The sequence below is a fragment of the Bacillus cereus group sp. RP37 genome (assembly GCF_040459695.1).
GTDB lineage: Bacteria > Bacillota > Bacilli > Bacillales > Bacillaceae_G > Bacillus_A.
In genome coordinates this window covers 2,463,365-2,485,848 of the sequence record NZ_JARVHP010000001.1, presented here as the reverse complement: position 1 = coordinate 2,485,848, position 22,484 = coordinate 2,463,365, and the positions used below count along the sequence as shown (strand labels likewise).

Sequence of the window (22,484 nt, the reverse complement as noted above, 5' to 3'; positions counted from 1 at the left end):
ATATTACATAAAGGAGTGAAATGTATGTTAAAAGCGAATGAAAATGACTTCTCCTATCGCTTCGGTGATAACGGGCCGAAATATTTAATACAAGGTCCGAATATTGATCTTGGCCTTGTTGTCATTCAGCCTGGGCAAGAGTTTCAAAATCACTATCATACAACGTGTGAGGAAGTCTTTTATGCATTAGAAGGTGAAATAGATTTCTATGTGAATAACGAAAGAGTTCCAATTAAACAAGGCGATGTGTTGCAAGTTCGCCCTCATGAATCTCACTATTTAATTAACCATTCTGACAAACCTTTTAAAGCAGTTTTTATTAAGTCACCACATTTACCAAATAAAGATACGGTACAAACGGAAAATCCAACATTAACGAAGGAGTGATTTCAAATGACTTGGGGATTTAAAAATCGATTAAATACAATTTTACCTGATGGCAGAGCGGTAATGTTAGCGATAGATCACGGCTACTTTTTAGGACCCATTCACGGGCTAGAACAACCACTTGAAACAGTTAAAAACTTACTTCCTTACACAGATTCTCTCTTTTTAACGCGTGGCGTACTTAGCTCCTGTATTCCTGAAAACTGCAGCACACCGATGGTTATGCGTGTATCTGGCGGAGCAACTGTCGTTGGTAAAGATTTAGCGAATGAAACAATTGTTACACCTGTAAAAGAAGCAGTAAAACAAAACGCAATTGGCGTCGGCGTGTCTGTTTTCGTCGGATCAGACTATGAAACACAAACAGTTACGAATCTCGCAAATGTAGTTTCAGAAGCTCACGATTACGGCTTGCCAGTACTCGGCATTACCGCTGTTGCGAAAGAATTACAAAAACGTGAAGCTCGCTTTCTAGCACTTGCTTCCCGCGTATGCGTTGAAATGGGTGCTGACATTATTAAAACGTACTACTGCGAAGGATTTGAAAAAATAACGAGCACATGCCCTGCCCCAGTCGTAATCGCTGGCGGACCGAAACTAGATTCAATCGAAGACGCATTAAACATTACGTACAATGCATTGCAAGAAGGTGCAATCGGAGTAGATATGGGCCGAAACATATGGCAATCTGAACATCCAGCTGCGATGATTCAAGCAATTCATGGTATTGTGAAGAATGGATTAAATGTGAAAGAGGCGCTGGAATTATATGATGATATAAAAAACTAAGGTAAAAGATAGACTATTACACTTAAATATATTCAAAATCAATTTTTACTATAAAGAAAAGCCCATATCTAACATATGGGCTTCCTTTTACATTTTTATTGTTTCGAATCTAATCAGATTTCTACAGATCGCGTACGTTCCAAACAATCTCACCGCGTTCACCAAACGTACTGTGATGCCGCTTAAATCCTATCTTTTCTAATACCCGGAAAGACGCTGTATTCCAAGCGCCTACAGTAGACCAAAGTCTATGGCGACCCGTAGCAATCGCAGCCTCCAATACTGCTGATGCTGCCTCTGTCGCATAACCCATACGATGAGCACTGCGGAATAACTCGTATGCAATCTCCGGCTCTTCAAGAGTGGAACGACCGATAATTAAGCCACAGTATCCGATGAAATCGCCTTCGTCTCGTCTACGAATAGTGAGAAGAGAAATACCATTTTCAGCTGCTTTCTTACGCATCTCAATAAGACTGCTACGAACAGAGTCCAGGGATGGCATGTCTACACCACGTTCACCAACTAATTTTCTAAGCCAAACTGCATCGGATTCCTCCCACATATTTAGGTCGAGTCGTTCCGTTTTTAACTGGAACGCCATATCTTTAAATACAGCTGTCATAGCGGTAACCTCCTATTTATATCGATGTTCACTTATCATACAAATAAAATGATCAAGCCCCTTTCCAAACTGGATAAGGGGCTATATTTACACCTTCAAACAATTACTCTTGTTGATTGCTATTGAACTTTCTTACCATCTTTATAGTCAAGGCACGACACTTCAATTAATAAGCCGTTAAATACTGTAAAATAAAAACCATAACTACTACCTCTCATCGCATACGGTGCCTTGTCTATTTCAATGCCGCCAGCTACTAAACGATTATATGCTTGATCAACTTCACTTAAAGTATCCACTAAAAAACCAATATGAAAAGCTTCTGGATACATAGCTTCCTTATTCCCCTTAAATGCTTTTGGATCGCTTAGCACAAGTATAAACCCACTTTCATCACTCAGCACTACTAGTGCCTTTCCCTTTTGCTCCAAAAATTGAAAATCAAAAAATGTTTCAAAGAAATGTCTCGCTTCTGATAAATCATCAACACATAAATTCAAATGATTTAACTTCATTCACTCATCTCCTTTTAAACAGTGGGTATGTAGACTCTTCTTCATAACACTTAAATATGTAAGGTAAGATATTCAAGCGTTCCGTCTAAGACTATGTTTTATAGTCTAATACTTTTCTCCATAGCCTAGAACGTTTTTTTATGACTGTAATTACATAAACCGTTCGACGTGAAATATTAATTTACCTATAGAAAATAGCCACATTATTTATTTTTCAAATTGTGTAAAACCCACTCAATCAGGATAATTGCTGAAGGGGTGCGCTCTGTTGTATCTCCTAAAAATAGTTTATTAAGTAACTCATCTAAATGAATTGGCTTATTCGGTAACGTTTGAATGTACCTTAAAACAGCCCCAGCTGGCGGTACTGGCTTATTATTAATAGCCCATATCCCTTCTAACAATGTCCAAGTTGACGTATGAACTATGTATGAAGCTTTTAACTCATCACTTGCTTTCAAAGCAGACTGAATTTTAATAAACGAACTATGCAACCAATGAGAAATACCTTTCACTTTGTCGCTAGAAACACGATAGTTTTCAAATTCATATGTAGCTATTTCCTTTAACTTTTTCAACTCACCGCTTTTATCAAATAAAATTTTCCCTTCTAAAAATGAGTATAGTTCCATCGGATTGTTTTTAAAGTTTACTAGTATTTGATTAACATCTGCATACTTATATTCAACTAAAATATCTTCTCTCGTTTCAGAATGAAATTTCTTCTTTTGTCCGTCTTCTAAAAGAATATATAAGTCTAAATCCGAATCAGGATATGCATCACCTCTTGCGACAGATCCAATTAGCATGAATCCATTTACCTTTTCCATAGATAAGGTTTCCGCTACTATTGTTTGCACTAATTTTTTATGTTGTTCATGTTTAATAGATGTCTGTGCTTCTAACATTTGTAACCTCCAAACATATTATTATGGAGTTATTCCTCACCTAAATATATTGTACTTTTCTTATAACCTTCTACTTGCTTATTCAACGATTGTCAGTTCATATACAATTGCGTCTTTACTACTTTTTGTTTTATCTTGAATTGTAACAATATCTCCAGCTTTTATTTTCGAAGCATTCACTACTTTTACCATCTCTGGCGGAACATATCCTCCATTGTTCTCTTTATTTAGCGGAAACCACTTTACTGATTTATTAGTTGCTTCTAAAATTTTATATTTAATTGTACCATCATACTTTATTTCGCCAACAAGATCTTTTACTAATGTAGGTGTATATTTACCCTCTTCTTTTTCTAAAGAAATATAATCACCTATATCTGGGATACCATTTCTTACAGGTGCCTCCCATTTTGTTGAATTTAAATCATTTAAACTTATTTTCACACTATCTTCTTTATTTGAGCTAGCATCTTTTAGAGATATTTCATTATAATTCTTATCAATAATAATATACTCTTTCTGCTCTACTATTTTTGCACTAGTTTCACGTTTTTCTTCCTCATTGTTAGATACTTCTTCTTTCACATTATTATTACTACACGCTGATAATAATGTCGTCGCCAAGGCTGCCATTAGAAACATTTTTTTCACTTCATTTACCTCCATTTATAACGAAACAATTAAACATATATCACATCCATATTTTACTATAAATCAAAAGAAGAGGATATTTGTTTATTACTAAACAAATATCCTCTATCTTTACATATATATTACGACTGTTGATAAGCCGCTTTCGATGATTTTACATAATAAACTGCGTGATCAACGTTAATGATATGATCTGGTTTTGGTTTACCACGACTCGCTCTATGCCCTGCTAAATGTTCTTCACTTGTTTCCCAGTTTTTCCATGCTTCTTCAGATTCCCAGCGAATCATAACGACTACTTCTTCGTCTCCGCGTCTTACTTTTTTCACGAGAACACTTAAATCGATGAAACCTTCAAATTTTTCAATAATTCCTTCTCCAGTAAAACGTTCTACGACTATATTTGATGTACCTTCTTTTACTGTAAATGTCTTCGTTTCAATAAACATATACTCCCACTCCCTCTTTGTAATACGAATACTAGTATTCTTCTATTATAGTTGATTATGATAATTATTTTCAATTATAAAGTTTTAATTTTTTGAATTATGCTGATTTCTCTTCTATCGCCTCATCTAAAAATTTGAAATACGGAAGTAATATTCCTATTAAAGAAGTGACACATATAATTGCACCGATGATTAAATATAGCGCTCTTACTCCCCACATTTCACTCAGTATGCCTCCTAATAACACACCTAACGGCATAGCGGATCGTATGAAAAATAATCGCACTGAAAATACTTGTCCTATCATATCGTTTGGTACTGTTTTTTGGCAAATGGTTGTGTTATGAACATTGAAAAAGGCAATGCAAATACCTGCAACTACTTCAATGAACACCGCAATTACTATACTATGATTGAACCCTAGAGAAATGTATGTTAGTCCTCCTATAAACAATCCCCCAAGCATAAGTATACGTCGGCTTTTATACGTTACTTTTCCGACTAGTATAGATCCAACTACATAGCCAAGTGGGAATCCGGCCATAAAATAACCATATTCCGCATATCCCGCTGACAGCTCGTTTTTTATATAAGGAAGATTTGTAACCATCGTTACGCCAACCCCAAATTGCACGAAAGTAAGAAATATACCGAGCCAAACAATAACTGGTTTTGTGAAAAAATATGTAAAACCGCGAAGAAACTGTTCTAGCCATGTTTTCCGAATAGGTTGTTTTGTTCTTTTTTCTTTTATATTAAGTAATAATGCACCACTAACAAATAAACAAATGCATACAAAAGATAATGTAAGTTCTGTTCCAATTAAATGAATGACTACTCCGCCTAATACTGGCGCAAGAAACATCATAAGGCGAGTCATTCCATCAATGTACGCATTTGCATCTTGAAGTTGTTCTGTCCCTACAATGCTCGGTGTAATTGCTTGACTTGCAGGTGTATAAAGTGGTGTAATAAGTCCCACTACAATTTGAACAACATAAATGTGCCAAACTTCTATACTACCTGAAACTAGCATCACCAAAGGTAATAAGAATACGGACGCTCGTATCCATTGTGAAAAAATCATAATCCACTTCCGACTCCATTTATCAATAAATGGGCCACTTATTAATTGCAGTATGAGTGATGGGATGAAATATAATAACCACATACTACTTAATGCCATTTCCGATCCTGTTAACTCATATACTAGAATTGAATTACATAACGTTCCGAAACCCCCTCCTAATTCTGAGATTGCACTACCAATCCACATAAAAAAGAACGAACGATTTTTCAATACATTTTTCAATTTCATACACCAACTTTTCTTTTATATTCCTCCCTTTATGTACATTCTCGTTGTTAATTATCTATTCAAAAACATATCTAATTCTTTCGCTAAAGACTGTACTGCTTTCTTTCTTAATACGTATTTTCCATCATGAATATCCACTAACTTCGCTGCACGTAACAATTTCAAATGATGGTGTACAGTCGATTTACCAAGTTGCAGTCTTTCCGTTATTTCCTGCAATGTTCGTTCTTTTTCGAACAACATTTTTACAATGCGTAACCTCGCTTCATCTCCAAGCGCTTTATGTTTTTGAACTAAAAAATAATTCGGTTCATATGGATCTTCAGGATGGATACTTTCGTTTGCAACTGGATAATGAAATACTTTCGTATCTTCAATATCCGCCTCAATATTCCACGGTCTGTATGTCATTTGCGGGATAAGAAGCACGTGATGAACACTCGGTTCTGGCATATAGTTCACACCGCCAGTCGCCCACTCGACAAACTCTTCTGGTTTCATCTTTTTATTCATTTCATTTTTCGCTTCATAGTCTCGTTTTAATATAGAAAGGATTTCTTCTTCCTCTTTCTGAATAACGCTCTCATACCAACCTGTCATAACAGCGATTAAATGAGATTTCAGCACTTGTACATCAACATCACATATAAAACGAATATAAGTAGAGAAAAACTGATGTTCTTGTGTCAGTTCCATTAGTTCATGTATTGCAGTTACGTTTCCACTTGCTGCTAAACGTCTTTTCTCTTCATACTTCTCTCCTAAATACGGTAAACATATATATTTCAAATCTTCTTCTAAAAGTGAATCAATTTTAAAATTAAACTGCGATAAGTCCTGAGAATCCTCTTCATACAACATCTGAAGCAAAGCTTTCCAAGTATTATGTTCTTCTACAAACTGTAAGTGCTCTCTCATTTCTTTTGTTAAGGATTCCTTAATTTCTTCCCATTCAGTTTGACTCTTTTCAAGAGTATCGATTAGCCTTTTATGAGTAATTGCTGCAATGCCAAGCGCGCATTCGAAAAGTATCGAATATTTTACTTGAACGTTATAAGTTTCCCTCTTTCTACTCGTTATGTGATAGACCTCCATTTTTATCCCCTCCTTGTTTGTTATGTATTAAATTCTATTTTTATCGAATTATACCTTCTAAATTTTTAGAATTCATAAAAAATATAAATTGAAATACACTCATTCTAAATTAGGAAGAATAGGAGCTTTTTTATATACAAATAATAACACTCAAGGAGTTGTTGAGATGCATTTCATATTAAATATGTTAGGGATTTTCGTTGTCATATTAATCGTTTTTCTATGTTCGCCTAATAAAAAACATATAAAATGGAGACCGATCGTTATTCTAATCATATTGGAACTCTTTATTACATGGTTTATGTTAGGCACGAAGCTCGGCAGTATTATCATTAATAAAATTGCGTCATTTTTCAGTTGGCTACTATCGTGTGCGAATGAAGGAATTCGATTTGCATTTCCTTCAGCTATGGACAGTCCACACATTGATTTCTTCTTTAGTGCATTACTTCCTATCATTTTTGTTATTACTTTTTTCGATATTCTATCTTATTTCGGAATCTTAACTTGGATTATTGATAAAGTAGGTGCAGTTATTTCAAAGATTTCTCGTTTGCCAAAGTTAGAAAGCTTCTTTTCCATTCAAATGATGTTTTTAGGAAATACGGAAGCACTTGCAGTTGTTCGTGATCAATTATCTGTGTTAAAAGAAAATCGTTTGTTGACTTTTGGAATTATGAGTATGAGTAGCGTAAGCGGATCCATTCTTGGCGCTTATTTATCAATGGTTCCAGCAACATATATTTTCAGCGCAATCCCATTAAACTGTATTAACGCATTAATTTTAGCCAATGTATTAAATCCTGTGGAAGTTTCGAAAGAAGAAGATGTCGTATATACACCTTCAAAACATGAAAAAAAGGATTTCTTTTCTACTATTTCAAACAGTATGTTAGTCGGGATGAATATGGTTATCGTTATTTTAGCTATGGTAATTGGATATGTAGCTTTAACAGCATGTTTAAATGGGATTTTAGGATTTTTTGTAACAGGTTTAACAATTCAAAAAATCTTCTCCATTATCTTTAGTCCTTTCGCTTTTTTACTCGGTTTATCGGGCAGTGATGCTATGTATGTAGCTGAACTAATGGGGATCAAAATAACGACGAATGAATTTGTTGCCATGATGGATTTAAAATCAAACTTAAAGTCTTTACAACCGCATACAGTTGCGGTTGCAACAACATTTCTAGCTTCTTTTGCTAACTTTAGTACAGTAGGTATGATTTATGGAACTTACAATTCATTATTTGGCGGCGAAAAATCATCAGTCATCGGGAAAAATGTTTGGAAGCTTCTTGTGAGTGGAATGGCTGTTTCCTTATTAAGCGCTATGCTTGTTGGGTTATTTGTATGGTAAATAGTTTTTAAAATAAAAGACACCCAAACGAATTGAGTGTCTTTTATTTTTATTTTCGAATTTGTCCATTTCCACGAATCACATATTTTGTGGAAGTTAATGCTGGAAGCCCCATGGGTCCTCTTACGTGTAGCTTTTGTGTACTGATGCCAATTTCTGCTCCGAATCCGAATTCAGATCCATCAGTAAAACGAGTTGATGCATTATGATAAAGTGCCGCCGCATCAACAGAAGTGAAAAATTTGCTGACGTTTTCCTCATTTTCAGTAATAATCGCTTCAGAATGCATAGATCCATACGTATTTATGTGATGAATCGCTTCTTCTATAGAAGAAACTACTTTCACTGCTAACGTGAGAGATAAAAATTCCGTTTCCCAGTCTTCTTCTGAAGCAAGTACCATTAAAGAATCAATTGCCAGTGCTTTCTGATCACCGCGTAACTCCACGCCTCTTTCCTTCAATCTAAAAAACAAATCGATACCATATTGCTGCGCCCAATTCTCATGAAGTACAATCGTTTCAATTGCATTACATACAGATGGACGCTGCGTTTTTGCGTTTATAATAATATCAAATGCCATTTGTTTATTCGCTGTTTCATCAATGAAAATATGACAATTTCCCGCACCCGTTTCAAGTACTGGAACAGAGGCTTCTCTCACTACAGTATCAATTAATTGTTTGCCACCTCTTGGAATAAGAACGTCTAGGTAATCATTCATTGTAAACAACTGCTTTGCACTATCTCGCGACGTATCTTCTATGAGTTGTACACTTTCTTGTGGCAAGCTCGTTTGTTTAAGTGCTCGGTGAAGTACAGCAACAATAGCTTTATTAGAATGAATAGCAGAAGAACTACCACGTAATATAACTGCATTTCCTGTTTTCAAGCAAATTGTAGCAGCGTCCACGGTTACATTCGGCCTTGCCTCGTAAATCATCCCAACAACACCAAGTGGTACGCGCATCTCCTGAATAGATAATCCATTTGGCCTTTCCCATGCACTTACACATTCTCCAACAGGATCACGTAATTCAATTAACTGCTTAATCCCCTCTGTCATATCAATAATACGCTGCTCCGTAAGCATAAGGCGATCAAGAAGAGAATGAGAAAATCCTTTCGCCTTCCCTTCTTCGATATCACGTTTGTTTTCCTCTAAAATATAAGCTGTTTCTACTATTAGCCTTTCAGCAATTGCAGCAAGTGCTTCGTTTTTTTGACTTGTAGATTTAAGCACAAGTTCTCGAGCAACCTCTTTTGCCCTTTTCCCTTTTGCCAACACTTCATTCATTTTTGTTTCCTCCTTCTTAATGTTAAAGTGATCTCTATTCTTAAAATGAAACCCAATGATCTCTATGGATGACTTCATAATTATGCCTGTCGCCTCTTGCTTGAATATCTTGGCTTTGCATACCTTTGACATCTCTTAGTTCCTCTGCGCTATATGTGCATTGTCCTTTTCCAATTATGCGCCCTTGTTGCGTGATCACTTCTACGACTTCGCCCACTTTGAAAAATCCTGATACATTCGTAACACCAGCAGGAAGAAGACTCTTACCATGCTGAATGATAGCAGAAGCTGCCCCGGCATCTACTTCAATTTGTCCGCTAACAAGCGAATGCAAAGCAATCCATTGCTTATTCATCTTCATTTCTTTTTGAGGAGCATTTCCGATATACGTTCCGTCACCTTTGCCCTTCAACACATCTACAAATTTCTCTTGTCCACGTCCTGTTCCGATAAATACACTCACTCCAAGAGATAGTGCCGTTTTTGCCGCATCAATTTTTGATTTCATACCGCCAGTCCCAAGTTTTGAGCCAGCATCTCCTGCAAGAGAAGCGATTTCTTCCGTAACTTCAGGAAGGAAATAATATTTTTTCGCATCCGCATTTTTCTGCGGATTTTTGTCATATAAACCGTTCACATCCGTAAAAATCATAAGCACATCCGCCGAAACAAGCCCGCTTACTAAAGCTGACAGCATATCATTATCACCGAATGTTAGCTCCTCTAAAGAGATGGAATCATTTTCATTAATGATTGGAAGAGCAGAACGGTTTAGTAACTCTCCTAAAGTAGCGTAAGCGTTACTATATTGTTCTTTTCTAGAAAAATCACTTCTCGTCAGTAATAGTTGCGCAGTAACGATGCCATATTTACGAAATTCCTCCGTATACGCCTGCATTAACAAACTTTGTCCGACAGCCGCAGCAGCCTGTTTTCCCTTAATTGTCACAGGTCTGTTAGGATATCCTAGAGCCGAAAAACCTGCAGCGACAGCCCCAGATGTAATCAATAACACCTCGTGCCCTTCCTCTTTCAATCGAGCCAATGCGGCAACGTGATCTGAAAGTTGTTCTATAGAGATGCTCCCGTGACTATCCGCCAAAGAACTGCTCCCAATCTTTACAACAATTCGTTGTTTTTTCACTTTTATATCCCCCAAGTCTAAAATCAAAGTTTTTTATCAATCACACTTTTATTCATACAATTTGCTGCTATGTCTCTTCTCATCAATGCTGCACCTATCGTATTAGAGGACAAAATAAAAATGACCGCTTCGCCCTTAATAAAATAAAAAGGACGAAACGGTCATTGTTCCGCGGTACCACCTTAATTGATATACATAGATATCCACTTGGTGCCTATAACGCAGGCGAACGCCTAAACTTTCATTTAAGACTCAGGGATAGGTTCGATATATTCTATACGAGGAATCTTTCAGCCGGTGAATTCCACTCTCTTTCGCAAGAAGACATATGTACTATTTCCCTTCAACGATTTTCGGTTTAATTTTTTTATATTATGCGATATAGTTCGATTCGGTGTCAAGAGGTATTTTTAAAATAAATAGAGCCGCAAGTTACTTGTATGAAATTATTGATCTACTGAATGAAAATACAAATCGATATAATATTAAGTCATATACATAAATATTAAACCTTAAATTACAGTGTATATATTTACATAATGTCGAATATAATTGATTTTTAACTTTTGGTGTTGCAAAAAGGAATATATTCTCTTAGAATGTTTCTTTATATTGCATGAAGATATCATTATTATTTTAGAATAACAATATCAGACCGATATAATTTATGATAAAAGGAGCAAGATTGAGTTATTATGGACAAACAAATTGGATTTATCGGATGCGGAAATATGGGGATGGCTATCATTGGCGGGATGCTAAATAAAAATATAGTGTCTTCAAATAAAATCATTTGTTCAGATTTAAACACGACGAATTTAAAAAATGCTAGTGAACAATATGGACTAACTACAACTACTGACAACAATGAAGTCGCTAAAAATGCTGATATTTTAATTTTATCAATTAAACCAGACTTATATTCTTCAGTAATTAACGAAGTGAAAGAGCAGATAAAAGACGATGTTATTGTTGTAACAATTGCTGCTGGAAAAAGCATCAAAAGTACAGAGGAATCTTTTGATAAAAAATTAAAGGTTGTAAGAGTAATGCCTAATACACCTGCTCTTGTTGGAGAAGGAATGTCTGCATTATGCCCTAATGAAATGGTTACAGAAAAAGATTTAGAAGATGTGCTAAACATTTTCAATAGCTTTGGTCAAACAGAGATTGTAAGCGAAAAATTAATGGACGTTGTAACATCTGTAAGTGGCTCTTCACCAGCATACGTATATATGATTATAGAAGCGATGGCAGATGCTGCTGTGCTAGATGGTATGCCAAGAAATCAAGCATATAAATTTGCAGCTCAAGCTGTATTAGGCTCTGCAAAAATGGTGCTAGAAACAGGCATACATCCAGGTGAATTGAAAGATATGGTTTGTTCTCCTGGCGGAACAACGATAGAAGCTGTAGCAACATTAGAGGAAAAAGGCTTACGAACAGCTATCATTTCAGCAATGCAGCGCTGTACGTAAAAGTCTGTTGAATTATCTGGACAAACGAAAAAGTAAAAGTATAAAAGAGATCACGTTAGCTATGAATTTACATGCATTTAATTAGGAAATAGTGGATTACATACTCTCCCGTTTCATTCTTTATTATATTGTAATAATTTTATTTTAATATTCTTTTGAGATTCTAGTGTAGTTTCAAAAAAAGTTTGATCAATAACCTCTTACAAATCTGTATTCTATAGTTAACAAATATGATCTATTTTGATAAAAGATTGAATCAGAATGAAGTCTTTCCTTGTGAATTACGATGAAATTTTAAAAAAAGTTTCATCGTTATGTTATCCATTATTTTGTTGAGTTTTCCGTCAATTAAGTATCTTTCCTTAGAAAAGTAATGACTATTAATCATTACTTTTGTGATACTATAAACTAATATTATCAATACAATGGAGATGTACAAAGTGAAAAACATAAAGAAATTCCTCAACAATCAATATATTAAATACTCATTAGCTTTAATTTCAACTGTAGCTATAATTAAAACAGGCTATGATTTAGGTTCTAATAAAGTTAAAATATTTTTAACACGTAAAAAGGAAATTGATTTTTAACAAAAAATCAATTTCCTTTTTATATTTTATCGCCACTTTATTATAATCATCGTAACTTTTTTATAAGCATTGGAACTTTATTTCAAAACCATTAAAATAAAGAGAGTATGAAATATATAGGAGGAGAAACACTTTGGAATTAGATCATATAAAGAATATTCTAAGAAGAAGAGCAACTATTTTTCAAACAGGTGGAAAAAGACCCGAATTATGTATAAATGAAAGTTGGATTGGAAAGATTCTCTATTCATTACCAGGTGAAACTTACCCAATCGACCGTTATCAAGACAAAATGTATGCAATCATGATGCTTAATTTAACTCAATTACCTTTCATTCCAGAAGCAGTAAAAGATTTGAAAGCCATCGCAGTATTTCTTTCTCCAAACTTTGCTAAAGATTTATCTAATTTATCAGGAAATTTTTGTATTAGAGAATATGATTCTTTAGAGGGACTAGTACCGAATGAAATGTCACTTACGTTTCCAAATTTAAAACCTTTTCCTTTAATACCAAGGTTAGTAACTAATGAGTTTCCACAATGGGATACGGAAGATTTCCCAAACAACTTGCAAGATAGAATTTCTGAACTTGAAAACACAATTGAGATTGACTACTACGAGGACATATTTGAAGAAAATCACTACATACACAAATTAGGAGGTTATGCTAGCTTTGCCCAATCAGGTATCCAATGGCCCGCGGATTATGAATATATTTTTCAAATAACAGACGATCCAAAAGCACAATTAAAGATTATTCATGGCGGCGGAATTTACTTTGCTAAAAATAGTAAAACAAATGAATGGATCGCACATTGTGATTTCTTGTAAGAATAAAATTTAAATTGACGTTTTGTCCTCTTTCTATATTTGATTCGAAAGCTAAAAAAGCGGATAGAAAAAAGGAACAAAACGTCTAAATGGAAAGGTGGATTATGAAACTGTTAAGTAACAATTTAGTTATTTTGCTGTGATTAAATAAAAAATCAATCCCCCATTACATGCGACATTATACTATTCTTTCGTATTTCTTAACTAATCTTTTTTTCAAGAATAAGCTATTACAGTTTCTGTATATTACTTTTCCAAAACATATAGCTATATTCAATCTCTTCTTTTAATTCAAAATAGTTTTCCCAATTATCTTGTACTTGATAAAGTGTTTCGCCAACATGTACAAAAACATCCATATAATCATTCATATACTCCCAACGCTTTTCAGTATTAAAGTAATACATTGCAAATTGATTGCCCTCATCATTTAACATGTCGTCTGCAAACACACCACCCCACTTCATATAGATTTGCGTACCGGTGATTTGTCTAAGCTTAAACCTATTAATATCATCTTTAGATTTTTCTTCAAATTCTTTACTATATAAATTTTTTTCAATTATCCACCCAAGAAACATACCAGTATGTACATATGCTTGCTCAATTGGGAGATCCTCTGGAATATCGTCAAAGTAGTACTTAGCTTTATCATAAATCACAGTGTCCAACTCCTTTTGATAAGTCTCATCATTTAACTTTTTAACATCATTTCGAAACAAACTCTTTCTAACCCACATTAATAAAAAAAGCAGTTAAGAAAATATCCCTACACCTGTCTCTTTTTAATATAGAATTTTTAAAAAACTACCATATACCCAAAGTGATTTTAGCACATTGGGTATAATTGTAAAACGGTTAAGCTTTTTTCAAAACGATGCGACTTTTTTATAAACATTTAAATCTAGTTTTATCCCTTACCTACGCCCTACTACGCTTGTGTAATTTTATTAGAAACTAATAATTTTTCAATGCATTTCGGTAACATATCTAATAGCGTTTCAAATGCGTAATTCACGTCGAGACGTTCTGTCCATTGATGTGCATCTTTTCCTACCGGCCCCATATTTAATACTGGAACGTCAAACTCTTCTATTTCCCTTACTATTACTGTTTTGATATATTGAATATATAATGCCATAAAATTTTAAAAGAGACAGGGGCTATCTACGATGATAAAAGGTTTCGGGGGAATATTTTGGAGAACTAAAAATATTGATGCTATAAAAAAATGGTACAGTGATGTGTTGAAAATTGAAATAGACAATTGGAATGGGACTGTGATTAAACCCCAATTAGGAAATGAGACTATTTTTTCTTTCTTTACCGAAAACGATAATTATTTTCCAATAGAACAGCAAGTAATGTTAAATTTCCAAGTACATAATATGAATGAGACTATTCAGCATCTTGAACAAATTGGTGTACCTCTGGAAAAGAAAGAAGAAATTAGTGATTTTGGAAAGTTTATTTGGATAAAGGACCCTGAAGGTCGATTGATCGAGCTTTGGGAGAAATAGCGGGTTGTAATCATTTGCTATTGAATTAGCAGCTTCTTTAATTCAATAAAGTAAATAAAAACTTCTTAGCTTTGTGAATCCTTATTTTTTATATTCTATCCCATGCCCATCAACTTAAGAACATTTACAAAAAAGCTATTCTTACGAAAAGAATAGCTTTTTTCCTTATTTTTAAATATTATTCTACAAGTATTTTTGTACTATCCCCCTTTTACTATTAATTTTCGGCGGATTTATGAACAGTCATAATAATATATAAAAAATTCATAACACCTCAAGTTGTTAACATAATATAATTACTGTTATCTTATATTCATGCCTAACGAACATTTCCTAATCTTCCGCGATTACAAATTGAATTCTTTAAGTTTTCTTCTTATCTGACATTTACTATTTAAACAAAAACTCCCCTTAAATCGAAAATGATTAAGGAGAGTTTTTTATATTCGATGAAATTATAGTTCAGATTTCACTCGAACAGAAACATTGTTTTTAATTATTTTTTTGAATTCTTTAAAGCTAACAAAATTGTTGCTTTGCTCATCCCAAAGACGGAAACGGAGTGATTGTAAGCTTGTAGCAAGTGTAATCGTTGGTACATTTTTTAACGGAAGCGTATTATTGTGTGCCTCTTCTAATTTATAGTTAGGTACTCTTGGGCTTAAATGGTGAACATGATGGAATCCAATATTACCAGTTAGGAATTGCAAGATTTTTGGAAGTTTATAAAATGAACTTCCTTCCACTGCCGCTTTCACATATTCCCAATCTTTATCCTCTTCAAAATAAGAATCCTCGAATGTGTGCTGTACGTAAAACAGCCAAATTCCTACTGAACCTGCTATTAAGAATATCGTACCATGCACTAACAGGAACGATTGCCACCCAATTGCCCAGCAAAGTATAGCTATTAAAGCAACGATTATAATATTCGTCAAATACGTATTCATACGTTCTTTCTGTCTAGCACCTTTTCGGTTAAATCTATTTTTAAGCAAGAAAACATAAATTGGACCTAATCCAAACATAACAAATGGATTGCGATATAAACGATATGCTAAACGAAGTCTAAATGGCGCAGCTACATATTCATCCACTGTAAGCGTCCAAATATCTCCTGTACCTCGTTTATCCAAATTACCACTTGTAGCGTGATGAATAGAATGCTCATGTCCCCATTGATCAAACGGGAATAATGTTAACACACCCATACATGTCCCTACTATTCTATTTGCAGGTCGACTTTTAAAGAATGAATAATGGGTACAATCATGAAAAATTATGAAAATTCTTGTCATAAAACCAGCAGCTAACAGAGATGGCACTAATGCTAACCAATAAGAAACGGACAAGCTTTTATAAGCAAGGTACCATAAAACAATAAATGGCACGACTGTGTTAATAAGTTGCCACACACTTTTTTTAATCGTTGATTTTTCATACGGAGCAACTTGTTTTTTTAAATTTTTAGTATTTTCTAATGTCATTGTTCTAATTCCTTTCCTTTTTGATGCTAATTCACATTATAGCATACTATTAGTATCAGGTGTTAAAAGTAGATGTAATAAATATTATATAATATAAAAATCTCTTTTTTCTTACTCATTACTTACAAATTACTTACGTCCAAAATAGCTTATATAATCGGACAGATGGAGCATTTCATTTATCGAAGAAACTTCTATTTTTGCCAATAAATATATAAAAAAACTGAGAACTTTTTCACAAGAAGAAAAGAGCTGCCACAAGTCAGGTTTCACCAACTTATGACAGCTCCTTTTCATTTTATTTTAGCGATGGATCCAAACTGCACCTGCAGACTTGTCTTCAGCTTGACCTACTACTTCAAACTTCAATCCTAGTTTCGGCAACTTACGTCCGGCATCTGGAATAACACTGTTGATGTATTGCTTAGAATCATCAAATTTCGCAACACCTGGTAATCCTTTATAATCAAAGATACCGCGAGTTGGCGAATTTACTTTCCATGCTGGCGTTTGATCAAATGAGAATGCCGCATCGGCAATTTGATAACGCGTACTGCTCTTCACAGTAGGTTGTCCGTTTAATGTCCCTACAATTGCCTCTGGATGAGAATCTACTACACCTAAGAACCCTTCACCTGGATGAACGCCTACCCAGTTATCTGTAAAGCTTTGATCCGCATACCACACAACCATTCCTGTATTAAATACTGGGCCACGTGCATGTTGTAACGCAGTGTCAGAACCAGCGTAATTTCTCCACTCTACATAGTAATTATTTTTTTTCTGTTCAAATCCGTTAGATACAGTAAAGCCTTTTAACGTCATTGCTGGCTGACCTTCTGCATCATCAGAGAAAACAACTTTTCCATCTACAGTTAAGGCTGCATTATCTAACGCAAATCCTTTATAAGCTACTGCAATATCTGTTACATACTCAAATTGCAGTTTTACTTTTTTCCCTTTGAATTGGCTTAAATCGTATGATTTATCAACCCACTTACCATCCGTTGTATCCGCGCCACCTTTTACATCTTTTTCGCCCATTCTATCAATGCGTGTCTTCGTTCCATCTTCTGCAATCGCATATACGTCAAGGAAATCATACTTCGCTTCCAGTTCGTAAAATGCCTTATAATCGAACTTAGCATCCTTTGCATTTGTTAAGTCAAATACTGGTGTCTCAAGTGTTGTATGAATGTCATTTCCTTTTGTACTGTAATAGAACTTCTTACCAAATGCCGATTCGATATTTTTTATATCTTTGTCCGGCAAGTTAACACGAACGATTCCAGGTCGTTTAGATTTTGTAGTACTTTGATCTACATATGTTGCAACACCGATTCCTTTGTTAAGTTTGTCATAATCTACTTCAAGGATATTCGCCCAGTTCCCCTTCATATTCTTTTGGAAAAACTCTTTATTTTGTGGTGAGAAACTCGTTGGCTCTGTTCCTGCAATTTTTCCAGCCCAGCTACCACCACTCATAATAGACCATGACTCAACTGGTTCACCTTGTCCTGAGTACTTTGTATCATATTCATCTGGTAAGCCTAAATCATGGCCATACTCATGCGCAAACACACCAACTGCTCCGTCTTCAGGCTCGATTGTATAATCATATGCAGCCATCTTTCCGCCCCAGTTCGAGACAGAAGATTTCGTGCCATCAATTGCATATGGCTTTGAACCTAGTTTTGAACGATGTGACCAAATCGCATCATCTTTCAATTTACCACCGCCAGCTTCTTGACCAACCCCTGCATGTACAACCATTAAATGATCAATAATTCCATCTGGCTCATTTTTATTTCCATCACCATCTTGATCGTATTGATCAAATTGGTCATAGTCTGCTAAATTGATTCCTTTTGCTACCGCTGCTTTTAATGCTTCTTTCACAAAATCTTTTGGTCCTAAAGGCCCCTTGTTATCATGCCCTGTACCCGCATCAGCACCATAATCTGACGCTTTTCCCGGAACAGTAAGCCATTCTGTTACAGTCCCATCAACTGTATAGCTACCACCAGATTGTTCTTCATAATATTGCTTAAATGTATTAATCTTCGATCCATCAAATAAAGTGAATGGTTCATCACCAAATAACATTTTTTGATAATGTTCACGATTAAAATCCTTTGAATACATGTATCCTGGTTCTTGATCAATATTGTTATGCTTAAAATCGCTAAATTCTACGAGTAAAACAAGTACTTTATCTTTTCGAACAGCTCCATTGTACTCTTCTTGCTTAGCTGGTGTTGTAGGTACTTTTCCATTTAATTTTCTAGAATTCAATCCTGCATCTTGTCCAGCCACTGGTCCTACTTCAGGTTGCTGCGCCTGTTCATTTTCCTTCATTTTTGTATCTTTTACTTTTTTCATAAAATCAGAAGCTTCTTGCGTAAGACTATCTCCTGTCAAAATTTCTTTCCCAGGGTTTTCCCCTTTCTTTTTCTCAACATATTTTTCGACAGCCTTTGAAGCCTCAGCCTGTGATGCAGCCGGATCAATTACTCCCCGTTGTTTCAGCGCTTCCACTAAACGCTCCTCCGGTATTAAATGCTCATCTATTGGTAGAGATGATGGCGCATCAGCATATGCTGCTTGACTTCCAAAAGCAAAAGTACTACTTAGTACTGCGGCTGTTGCTAATACTGATAAAGGTTTTAACTTCTTATTCTTTTTCAATGTATTTCCTCCCCGATTGTTGAGAATCATCGTTTTTTATCGATAACAACATAATATTCGTTATAATGTGAATATTCAATATTTTATTGATGTACAATTGTTGAGAAATATTTTTTTATGCAGGGTGAAAATATAAAATAACAATACGTCTAATATTGCAAAATCTCCATGCAAAATAATTTATAAACTGATAGCAAGTTTTTTTACAGAAAATGCGATTCTCTTTACTCTTTTTTTCGAGTGAAATTTCATCTACACAAAAAAATGTCAATTCCTAAGTACAAGTTAAGGAATTGACATTTTTTTAACTAGAATGCTTTATAAATAAGTGGATTGCTTTTTCTGGTACATAGAATTTCCCTTTACTCTCTACAACAACGCTTCCTAATTCATACTCTTTACCCTTGATACGAATAATATTTTTGTTAACCAATAATTGAGCTTTTACATTATTACGTTTTACTATGAGCACAGGATTTGCTGCATCAGTTTTGTCTATCGTTACAGTTGCACCGTTTTGTTTAAAGACTGATTCACTCTCTACAAATAATTTGTTTGTTACTTCTTCTAAATTAAAGCCCATTGCTTTCGCCATTGTCTTCGCAATGTCTGTGTTTTGGATCAAACCGTATGGCTTTTGAGGACCGTAAGAATATAAAAACACATCCTCACCTGTATGTCCTCCTGTTGTGAAGCCTATGTTCGCACGATTGGCCAATAATGTAGTATAAATTGGACCTACATCTATTTTCTTTTTTGCTGCTTTTAATCTTTCTTTTTCATCATAAGTTAAATTGTCCAAACCGTATAATTTAGCTACATCTTCTACATTCGACAAATTAGATTTCAGTTTATTTGTAGTCCCTTCAAGTGTCATCTTCGCCTTTTTCAATGGATCAATGTATGTAGAAACCGGCGTAGTATTATATCCTTTTGTCGTATTCATATTCCCAATAGAAATCCCGCTATTACCATGGTCAGCTACAGCAATTAACATCGTATTACCATCATTTTTTGCAAATTGCAACGCTTTTGCTACCGCTTCATCAAATGCCAACACATCACTAATTATCCCAATTGGATCATTTGCGTGAGCTGCCCAATCTGGCTTACTTCCTTCCACAAATAAAAAGAAACCATCTTTATCTTTTGATAACGTTTGAATTGCTTTCTCTGTCATTTGAGAAAGTGTTGGCTGCTCCGGATTTGTTGCTTCACGATCCATATCGAATGCTAAGGCATTATGTGAGAAAGAGCCCCAAATTTTATTAGATTTGGATTTCAATAATGCATCTTTCGTTTCAACAAAGTCATATCCTTTGTTTTGAATCACTTTTATTAAATCTTCATCATCTTTTCGAATTCCGTTATTTTTTATAGGGAGCAGTGCCGATTTCCCCCCGCCTAATACGACATCTATATTTTGATACACTTGTTGCTCCGCGATCACTTCAAAATTCTTACGATTCACATGATGAGCGGAGAATCCAGCAGGAGTAGCATGTTGAATTTCAGCTGTAGCAACAATTCCAGTTGCGCGACCAGTACGTTTGGCACCTTCTAAAACATTGGCAACTGGCCGTAACTTGTCCTCTTCTTCTATTGGTTTTAAGCCAGGTGAACTCACAGTAGAAGGTAATACACCTAAATATCCTGAATTCGATTTATTCCCCGTCGCTAAAGCTGTTGCTGCCGGGGCTGAGTCTGTAATAGCTGATTCCGCCGAATATGTACGAACTCCTCCTGTTACAATTTCATCTAATGCAAATGGTTTCCCTTTGTACAATCGAGCCAATGTTGTCGCTGAAGAACTCGTTCCGTCCATAACCATCATTATTACATTTTTCGGCTGGTGTTCTACTTTTTTCGTCTCAGCTTTTATCTCACTATCTTTCATTATTATTCCTGTCCCTAACATACTTAAGGTTATCATGATTCCTATTATCTTTTTACTACAATTCGGCATAGCTGTCCCTCCATAGACTATTTCATCTTTGTATGTATACAAGACGGTAATCTCCCGCTGTATTTATGTAAGTTTATAATAGTAATCCCCTATTATCACGAAGCTAACAACAACTTGTTTCCTAAAAAGTAAAAAAACCGATTATCCTGTAATGGAAAGGATAATCGTTTTTTTTACTTTTTATTTAATTGTAGTAATTGGAGAAACTTAAAAAATATAATGTCATAATTATTATCTATAAAACAATTCGTTTCTCAATTTCTAAGTCGAAATAATGAACTTTGTTCATGTTCAAAGCTAAATCTATATTTGATTGACTTTTCACATCTAAAGAAGTATCCACACGTGCAACAAAAGATTGTCCGTTTAGGCTGGAATATAGATATGTTTCCGCCCCCATTAATTCTGCTACATCAATACATACCGTTACTTTTGCGTTATATGATAACGCCTCGATTGCTTTTCCATAATAAAAGTCTTCTGGACGTATTCCTATTATGATTTCTTTATTCGTATAGCCCTTATTTCGCAAGCCCTTCATTTTCTCTTCTGGCACTTCAATTTCCCACTTATCAATCATAAGCGCGTTATCTGTTAATAATCCTTTAAAAAAATTCATTCCAGGAGAGCCAATGAATCCTCCTACAAATATATTCTCAGGATTTTCATACACTTCTTTCGGTGTACCGACTTGTTGTACAATCCCATCTTTTAACACAACAAGGCGGGTTGCCATCGTCATAGCTTCTATTTGATCGTGCGTAACATACACAGTTGTTGTTTGTAGCTGCTTGTGTAATTTTGTAATCTCAGCACGCATTTGAACACGCAACTTTGCATCTAAGTTTGATAAAGGCTCGTCCATTAAAAATACCTTTGCATTTCGAACAATCGCTCGACCTAAGGCAACACGCTGACGCTGTCCACCTGAAAGTGCTTTTGGCTTTCGACTTAAATACTGCTCAAGCCCAAGAATTTTTGCTGCACGTTGCACACGCTGATCAATTTCTTCTTTGCTATATTTTCGTAGTTTTAATCCAAATGCCATGTTTTCATAAACACTCATATGCGGATAAAGCGCATAGTTTTGAAATACCATTGCAATATCTCTATCTTTCGGTGTAATATCATTTACACGGTTTCCGTCGATATAAAAGTCGCCATCTGAAATCTCTTCAAGTCCTGCAATCATACGTAATGTTGTAGATTTCCCACACCCTGAAGGGCCAACCAAAACGATAAACTCTCCATCATTTACTTCTAGGTTAAAATCTTTTACGATTGTCACATCATGATCATATTTTTTGTAAATGTTTTTGAATGATAGTTGAGCCATAGTATCCTCCTAGAATTTGAGTTGTTTTGTAGATATTCTTATTGAGAAA

General features: G+C 34.9%; 22 protein-coding genes and 1 other annotated feature. Of the genes, 7 read left to right on the top strand and 15 right to left on the bottom strand.

Annotated features, from left to right (window positions below; all coding sequences use genetic code 11):
• Positions 1-24: 24 nt before the first annotated feature.
• Together QCI44_RS13240 and lsrF are read left to right on the top strand one after the other, a co-directional pair.
• Positions 25-387 (top strand): cupin domain-containing protein, encoded by a 363-nt coding sequence (locus tag QCI44_RS13240; protein WP_000909986.1) that lies wholly within the window; start codon positions 25-27, stop codon positions 385-387.
• Positions 388-393: 6 nt separating this feature from the next.
• Complete coding sequence (gene lsrF / locus QCI44_RS13235; RefSeq protein WP_353811182.1) at positions 394-1,176, top strand: 3-hydroxy-5-phosphonooxypentane-2,4-dione thiolase; 783 nt, start codon at positions 394-396, stop codon at positions 1,174-1,176.
• Between the two features lie 121 nt (positions 1,177-1,297).
• On the opposite strand, the gene QCI44_RS13230 is transcribed toward lsrF, so the two are convergent.
• The 7 genes from QCI44_RS13230 to QCI44_RS13200 all read right to left on the bottom strand — a co-directional run bounded on the left by QCI44_RS13230 (position 1,298) and on the right by QCI44_RS13200 (position 6,737).
• The gene (locus QCI44_RS13230; protein WP_016134769.1) at positions 1,298-1,801 is read right to left on the bottom strand and encodes a GNAT family N-acetyltransferase; all 504 of its coding nucleotides are present in this window, start codon (positions 1,799-1,801) and stop codon (positions 1,298-1,300) included.
• 119 nt (positions 1,802-1,920) lie between these two features.
• Positions 1,921-2,316 carry a VOC family protein gene (locus QCI44_RS13225; RefSeq protein ID WP_116363375.1) on the bottom strand — a complete coding sequence of 132 codons (396 nt, stop codon included), beginning with the start codon at positions 2,314-2,316 and terminating at the stop codon, positions 1,921-1,923.
• Between the two features lie 203 nt (positions 2,317-2,519).
• Positions 2,520-3,224, bottom strand: coding sequence for a nucleotidyltransferase domain-containing protein (locus QCI44_RS13220; protein ID WP_016134770.1), 705 nt, complete (start codon positions 3,222-3,224; stop codon positions 2,520-2,522).
• Positions 3,225-3,302: 78 nt separating this feature from the next.
• Positions 3,303-3,890: a hypothetical protein gene (locus QCI44_RS13215; RefSeq protein ID WP_353811181.1), complete on the bottom strand. Its 588-nt coding sequence runs from the start codon at positions 3,888-3,890 to the stop codon at positions 3,303-3,305.
• Positions 3,891-3,997: 107 nt separating this feature from the next.
• Positions 3,998-4,324 carry a heme-degrading monooxygenase HmoA gene (hmoA, locus tag QCI44_RS13210; protein WP_000469503.1) on the bottom strand — a complete coding sequence of 109 codons (327 nt, stop codon included), beginning with the start codon at positions 4,322-4,324 and terminating at the stop codon, positions 3,998-4,000.
• 97 nt (positions 4,325-4,421) lie between these two features.
• Positions 4,422-5,642, bottom strand: a complete 1,221-nt coding sequence (locus QCI44_RS13205; protein WP_098486707.1) for an MFS transporter — start codon at positions 5,640-5,642, stop codon at positions 4,422-4,424.
• Positions 5,643-5,693: 51 nt separating this feature from the next.
• Positions 5,694-6,737, bottom strand: coding sequence for an ArsR/SmtB family transcription factor (locus QCI44_RS13200; RefSeq protein WP_016087394.1), 1,044 nt, complete (start codon positions 6,735-6,737; stop codon positions 5,694-5,696).
• Between the two features lie 166 nt (positions 6,738-6,903).
• Between QCI44_RS13200 and QCI44_RS13195 the strand changes: the two genes are divergently transcribed.
• A complete protein-coding gene (locus QCI44_RS13195; RefSeq protein ID WP_016087393.1) occupies positions 6,904-8,097 on the top strand; it encodes a NupC/NupG family nucleoside CNT transporter in 1,194 nt (397 codons plus the stop codon).
• A 49-nt stretch (positions 8,098-8,146) separates the two neighbouring features.
• Here the strand turns inward: QCI44_RS13195 and QCI44_RS13190 are convergent, their stop codons facing one another.
• Both QCI44_RS13190 and proB read right to left on the bottom strand, forming a co-directional pair.
• A complete protein-coding gene (locus QCI44_RS13190; protein ID WP_353811180.1) occupies positions 8,147-9,394 on the bottom strand; it encodes a glutamate-5-semialdehyde dehydrogenase in 1,248 nt (415 codons plus the stop codon).
• A 40-nt stretch (positions 9,395-9,434) separates the two neighbouring features.
• Positions 9,435-10,538 (bottom strand): glutamate 5-kinase, encoded by a 1,104-nt coding sequence (proB, locus tag QCI44_RS13185; RefSeq protein ID WP_016087391.1) that lies wholly within the window; start codon positions 10,536-10,538, stop codon positions 9,435-9,437.
• Between the two features lie 145 nt (positions 10,539-10,683).
• Positions 10,684-10,894 (bottom strand) — a binding site (T-box leader).
• A gap of 339 nt (positions 10,895-11,233) precedes the next feature.
• Between proB and proC the strand changes: the two genes are divergently transcribed.
• From proC to QCI44_RS13170, 3 genes are all read left to right on the top strand, one after another.
• Entirely contained in the window at positions 11,234-12,016 is a 783-nt protein-coding gene (proC, locus tag QCI44_RS13180) for a pyrroline-5-carboxylate reductase (RefSeq protein ID WP_353811179.1), read from the top strand.
• Positions 12,017-12,456: 440 nt separating this feature from the next.
• A complete protein-coding gene (locus QCI44_RS13175; RefSeq protein WP_176553800.1) occupies positions 12,457-12,606 on the top strand; it encodes a hypothetical protein in 150 nt (49 codons plus the stop codon).
• Positions 12,607-12,739: 133 nt separating this feature from the next.
• Complete coding sequence (locus QCI44_RS13170) at positions 12,740-13,438, top strand: DUF1963 domain-containing protein (protein ID WP_016134776.1); 699 nt, start codon at positions 12,740-12,742, stop codon at positions 13,436-13,438.
• 230 nt (positions 13,439-13,668) lie between these two features.
• On the opposite strand, the gene QCI44_RS13165 is transcribed toward QCI44_RS13170, so the two are convergent.
• Together QCI44_RS13165 and QCI44_RS13160 are read right to left on the bottom strand one after the other, a co-directional pair.
• Positions 13,669-14,100, bottom strand: a complete 432-nt coding sequence (locus QCI44_RS13165; RefSeq protein ID WP_016136724.1) for a DUF7832 domain-containing protein — start codon at positions 14,098-14,100, stop codon at positions 13,669-13,671.
• A gap of 269 nt (positions 14,101-14,369) precedes the next feature.
• The gene (locus QCI44_RS13160) at positions 14,370-14,579 is read right to left on the bottom strand and encodes a hypothetical protein (protein ID WP_016087387.1); all 210 of its coding nucleotides are present in this window, start codon (positions 14,577-14,579) and stop codon (positions 14,370-14,372) included.
• A 31-nt stretch (positions 14,580-14,610) separates the two neighbouring features.
• On the opposite strand from QCI44_RS13160, the gene QCI44_RS13155 reads away from it, so the two are divergent.
• Entirely contained in the window at positions 14,611-14,958 is a 348-nt protein-coding gene (locus tag QCI44_RS13155; RefSeq protein ID WP_016087386.1) for a VOC family protein, read from the top strand.
• A gap of 455 nt (positions 14,959-15,413) precedes the next feature.
• Here QCI44_RS13155 and desA read toward each other — a convergent pair whose 3' ends face one another.
• The 4 genes from desA to QCI44_RS13135 all read right to left on the bottom strand — a co-directional run bounded on the left by desA (position 15,414) and on the right by QCI44_RS13135 (position 22,435).
• Complete coding sequence (gene desA / locus QCI44_RS13150) at positions 15,414-16,445, bottom strand: Delta(5) desaturase DesA (RefSeq protein WP_116349106.1); 1,032 nt, start codon at positions 16,443-16,445, stop codon at positions 15,414-15,416.
• Between the two features lie 303 nt (positions 16,446-16,748).
• Positions 16,749-19,133 carry an immune inhibitor A domain-containing protein gene (locus tag QCI44_RS13145; protein ID WP_353811178.1) on the bottom strand — a complete coding sequence of 795 codons (2,385 nt, stop codon included), beginning with the start codon at positions 19,131-19,133 and terminating at the stop codon, positions 16,749-16,751.
• A 304-nt stretch (positions 19,134-19,437) separates the two neighbouring features.
• The gene (locus QCI44_RS13140) at positions 19,438-21,099 is read right to left on the bottom strand and encodes an alkaline phosphatase (protein ID WP_088083880.1); all 1,662 of its coding nucleotides are present in this window, start codon (positions 21,097-21,099) and stop codon (positions 19,438-19,440) included.
• Positions 21,100-21,334: 235 nt separating this feature from the next.
• Positions 21,335-22,435: an ABC transporter ATP-binding protein gene (locus tag QCI44_RS13135; RefSeq protein ID WP_088083881.1), complete on the bottom strand. Its 1,101-nt coding sequence runs from the start codon at positions 22,433-22,435 to the stop codon at positions 21,335-21,337.
• Between the last annotated feature and the right edge of the window lie 49 nt (positions 22,436-22,484).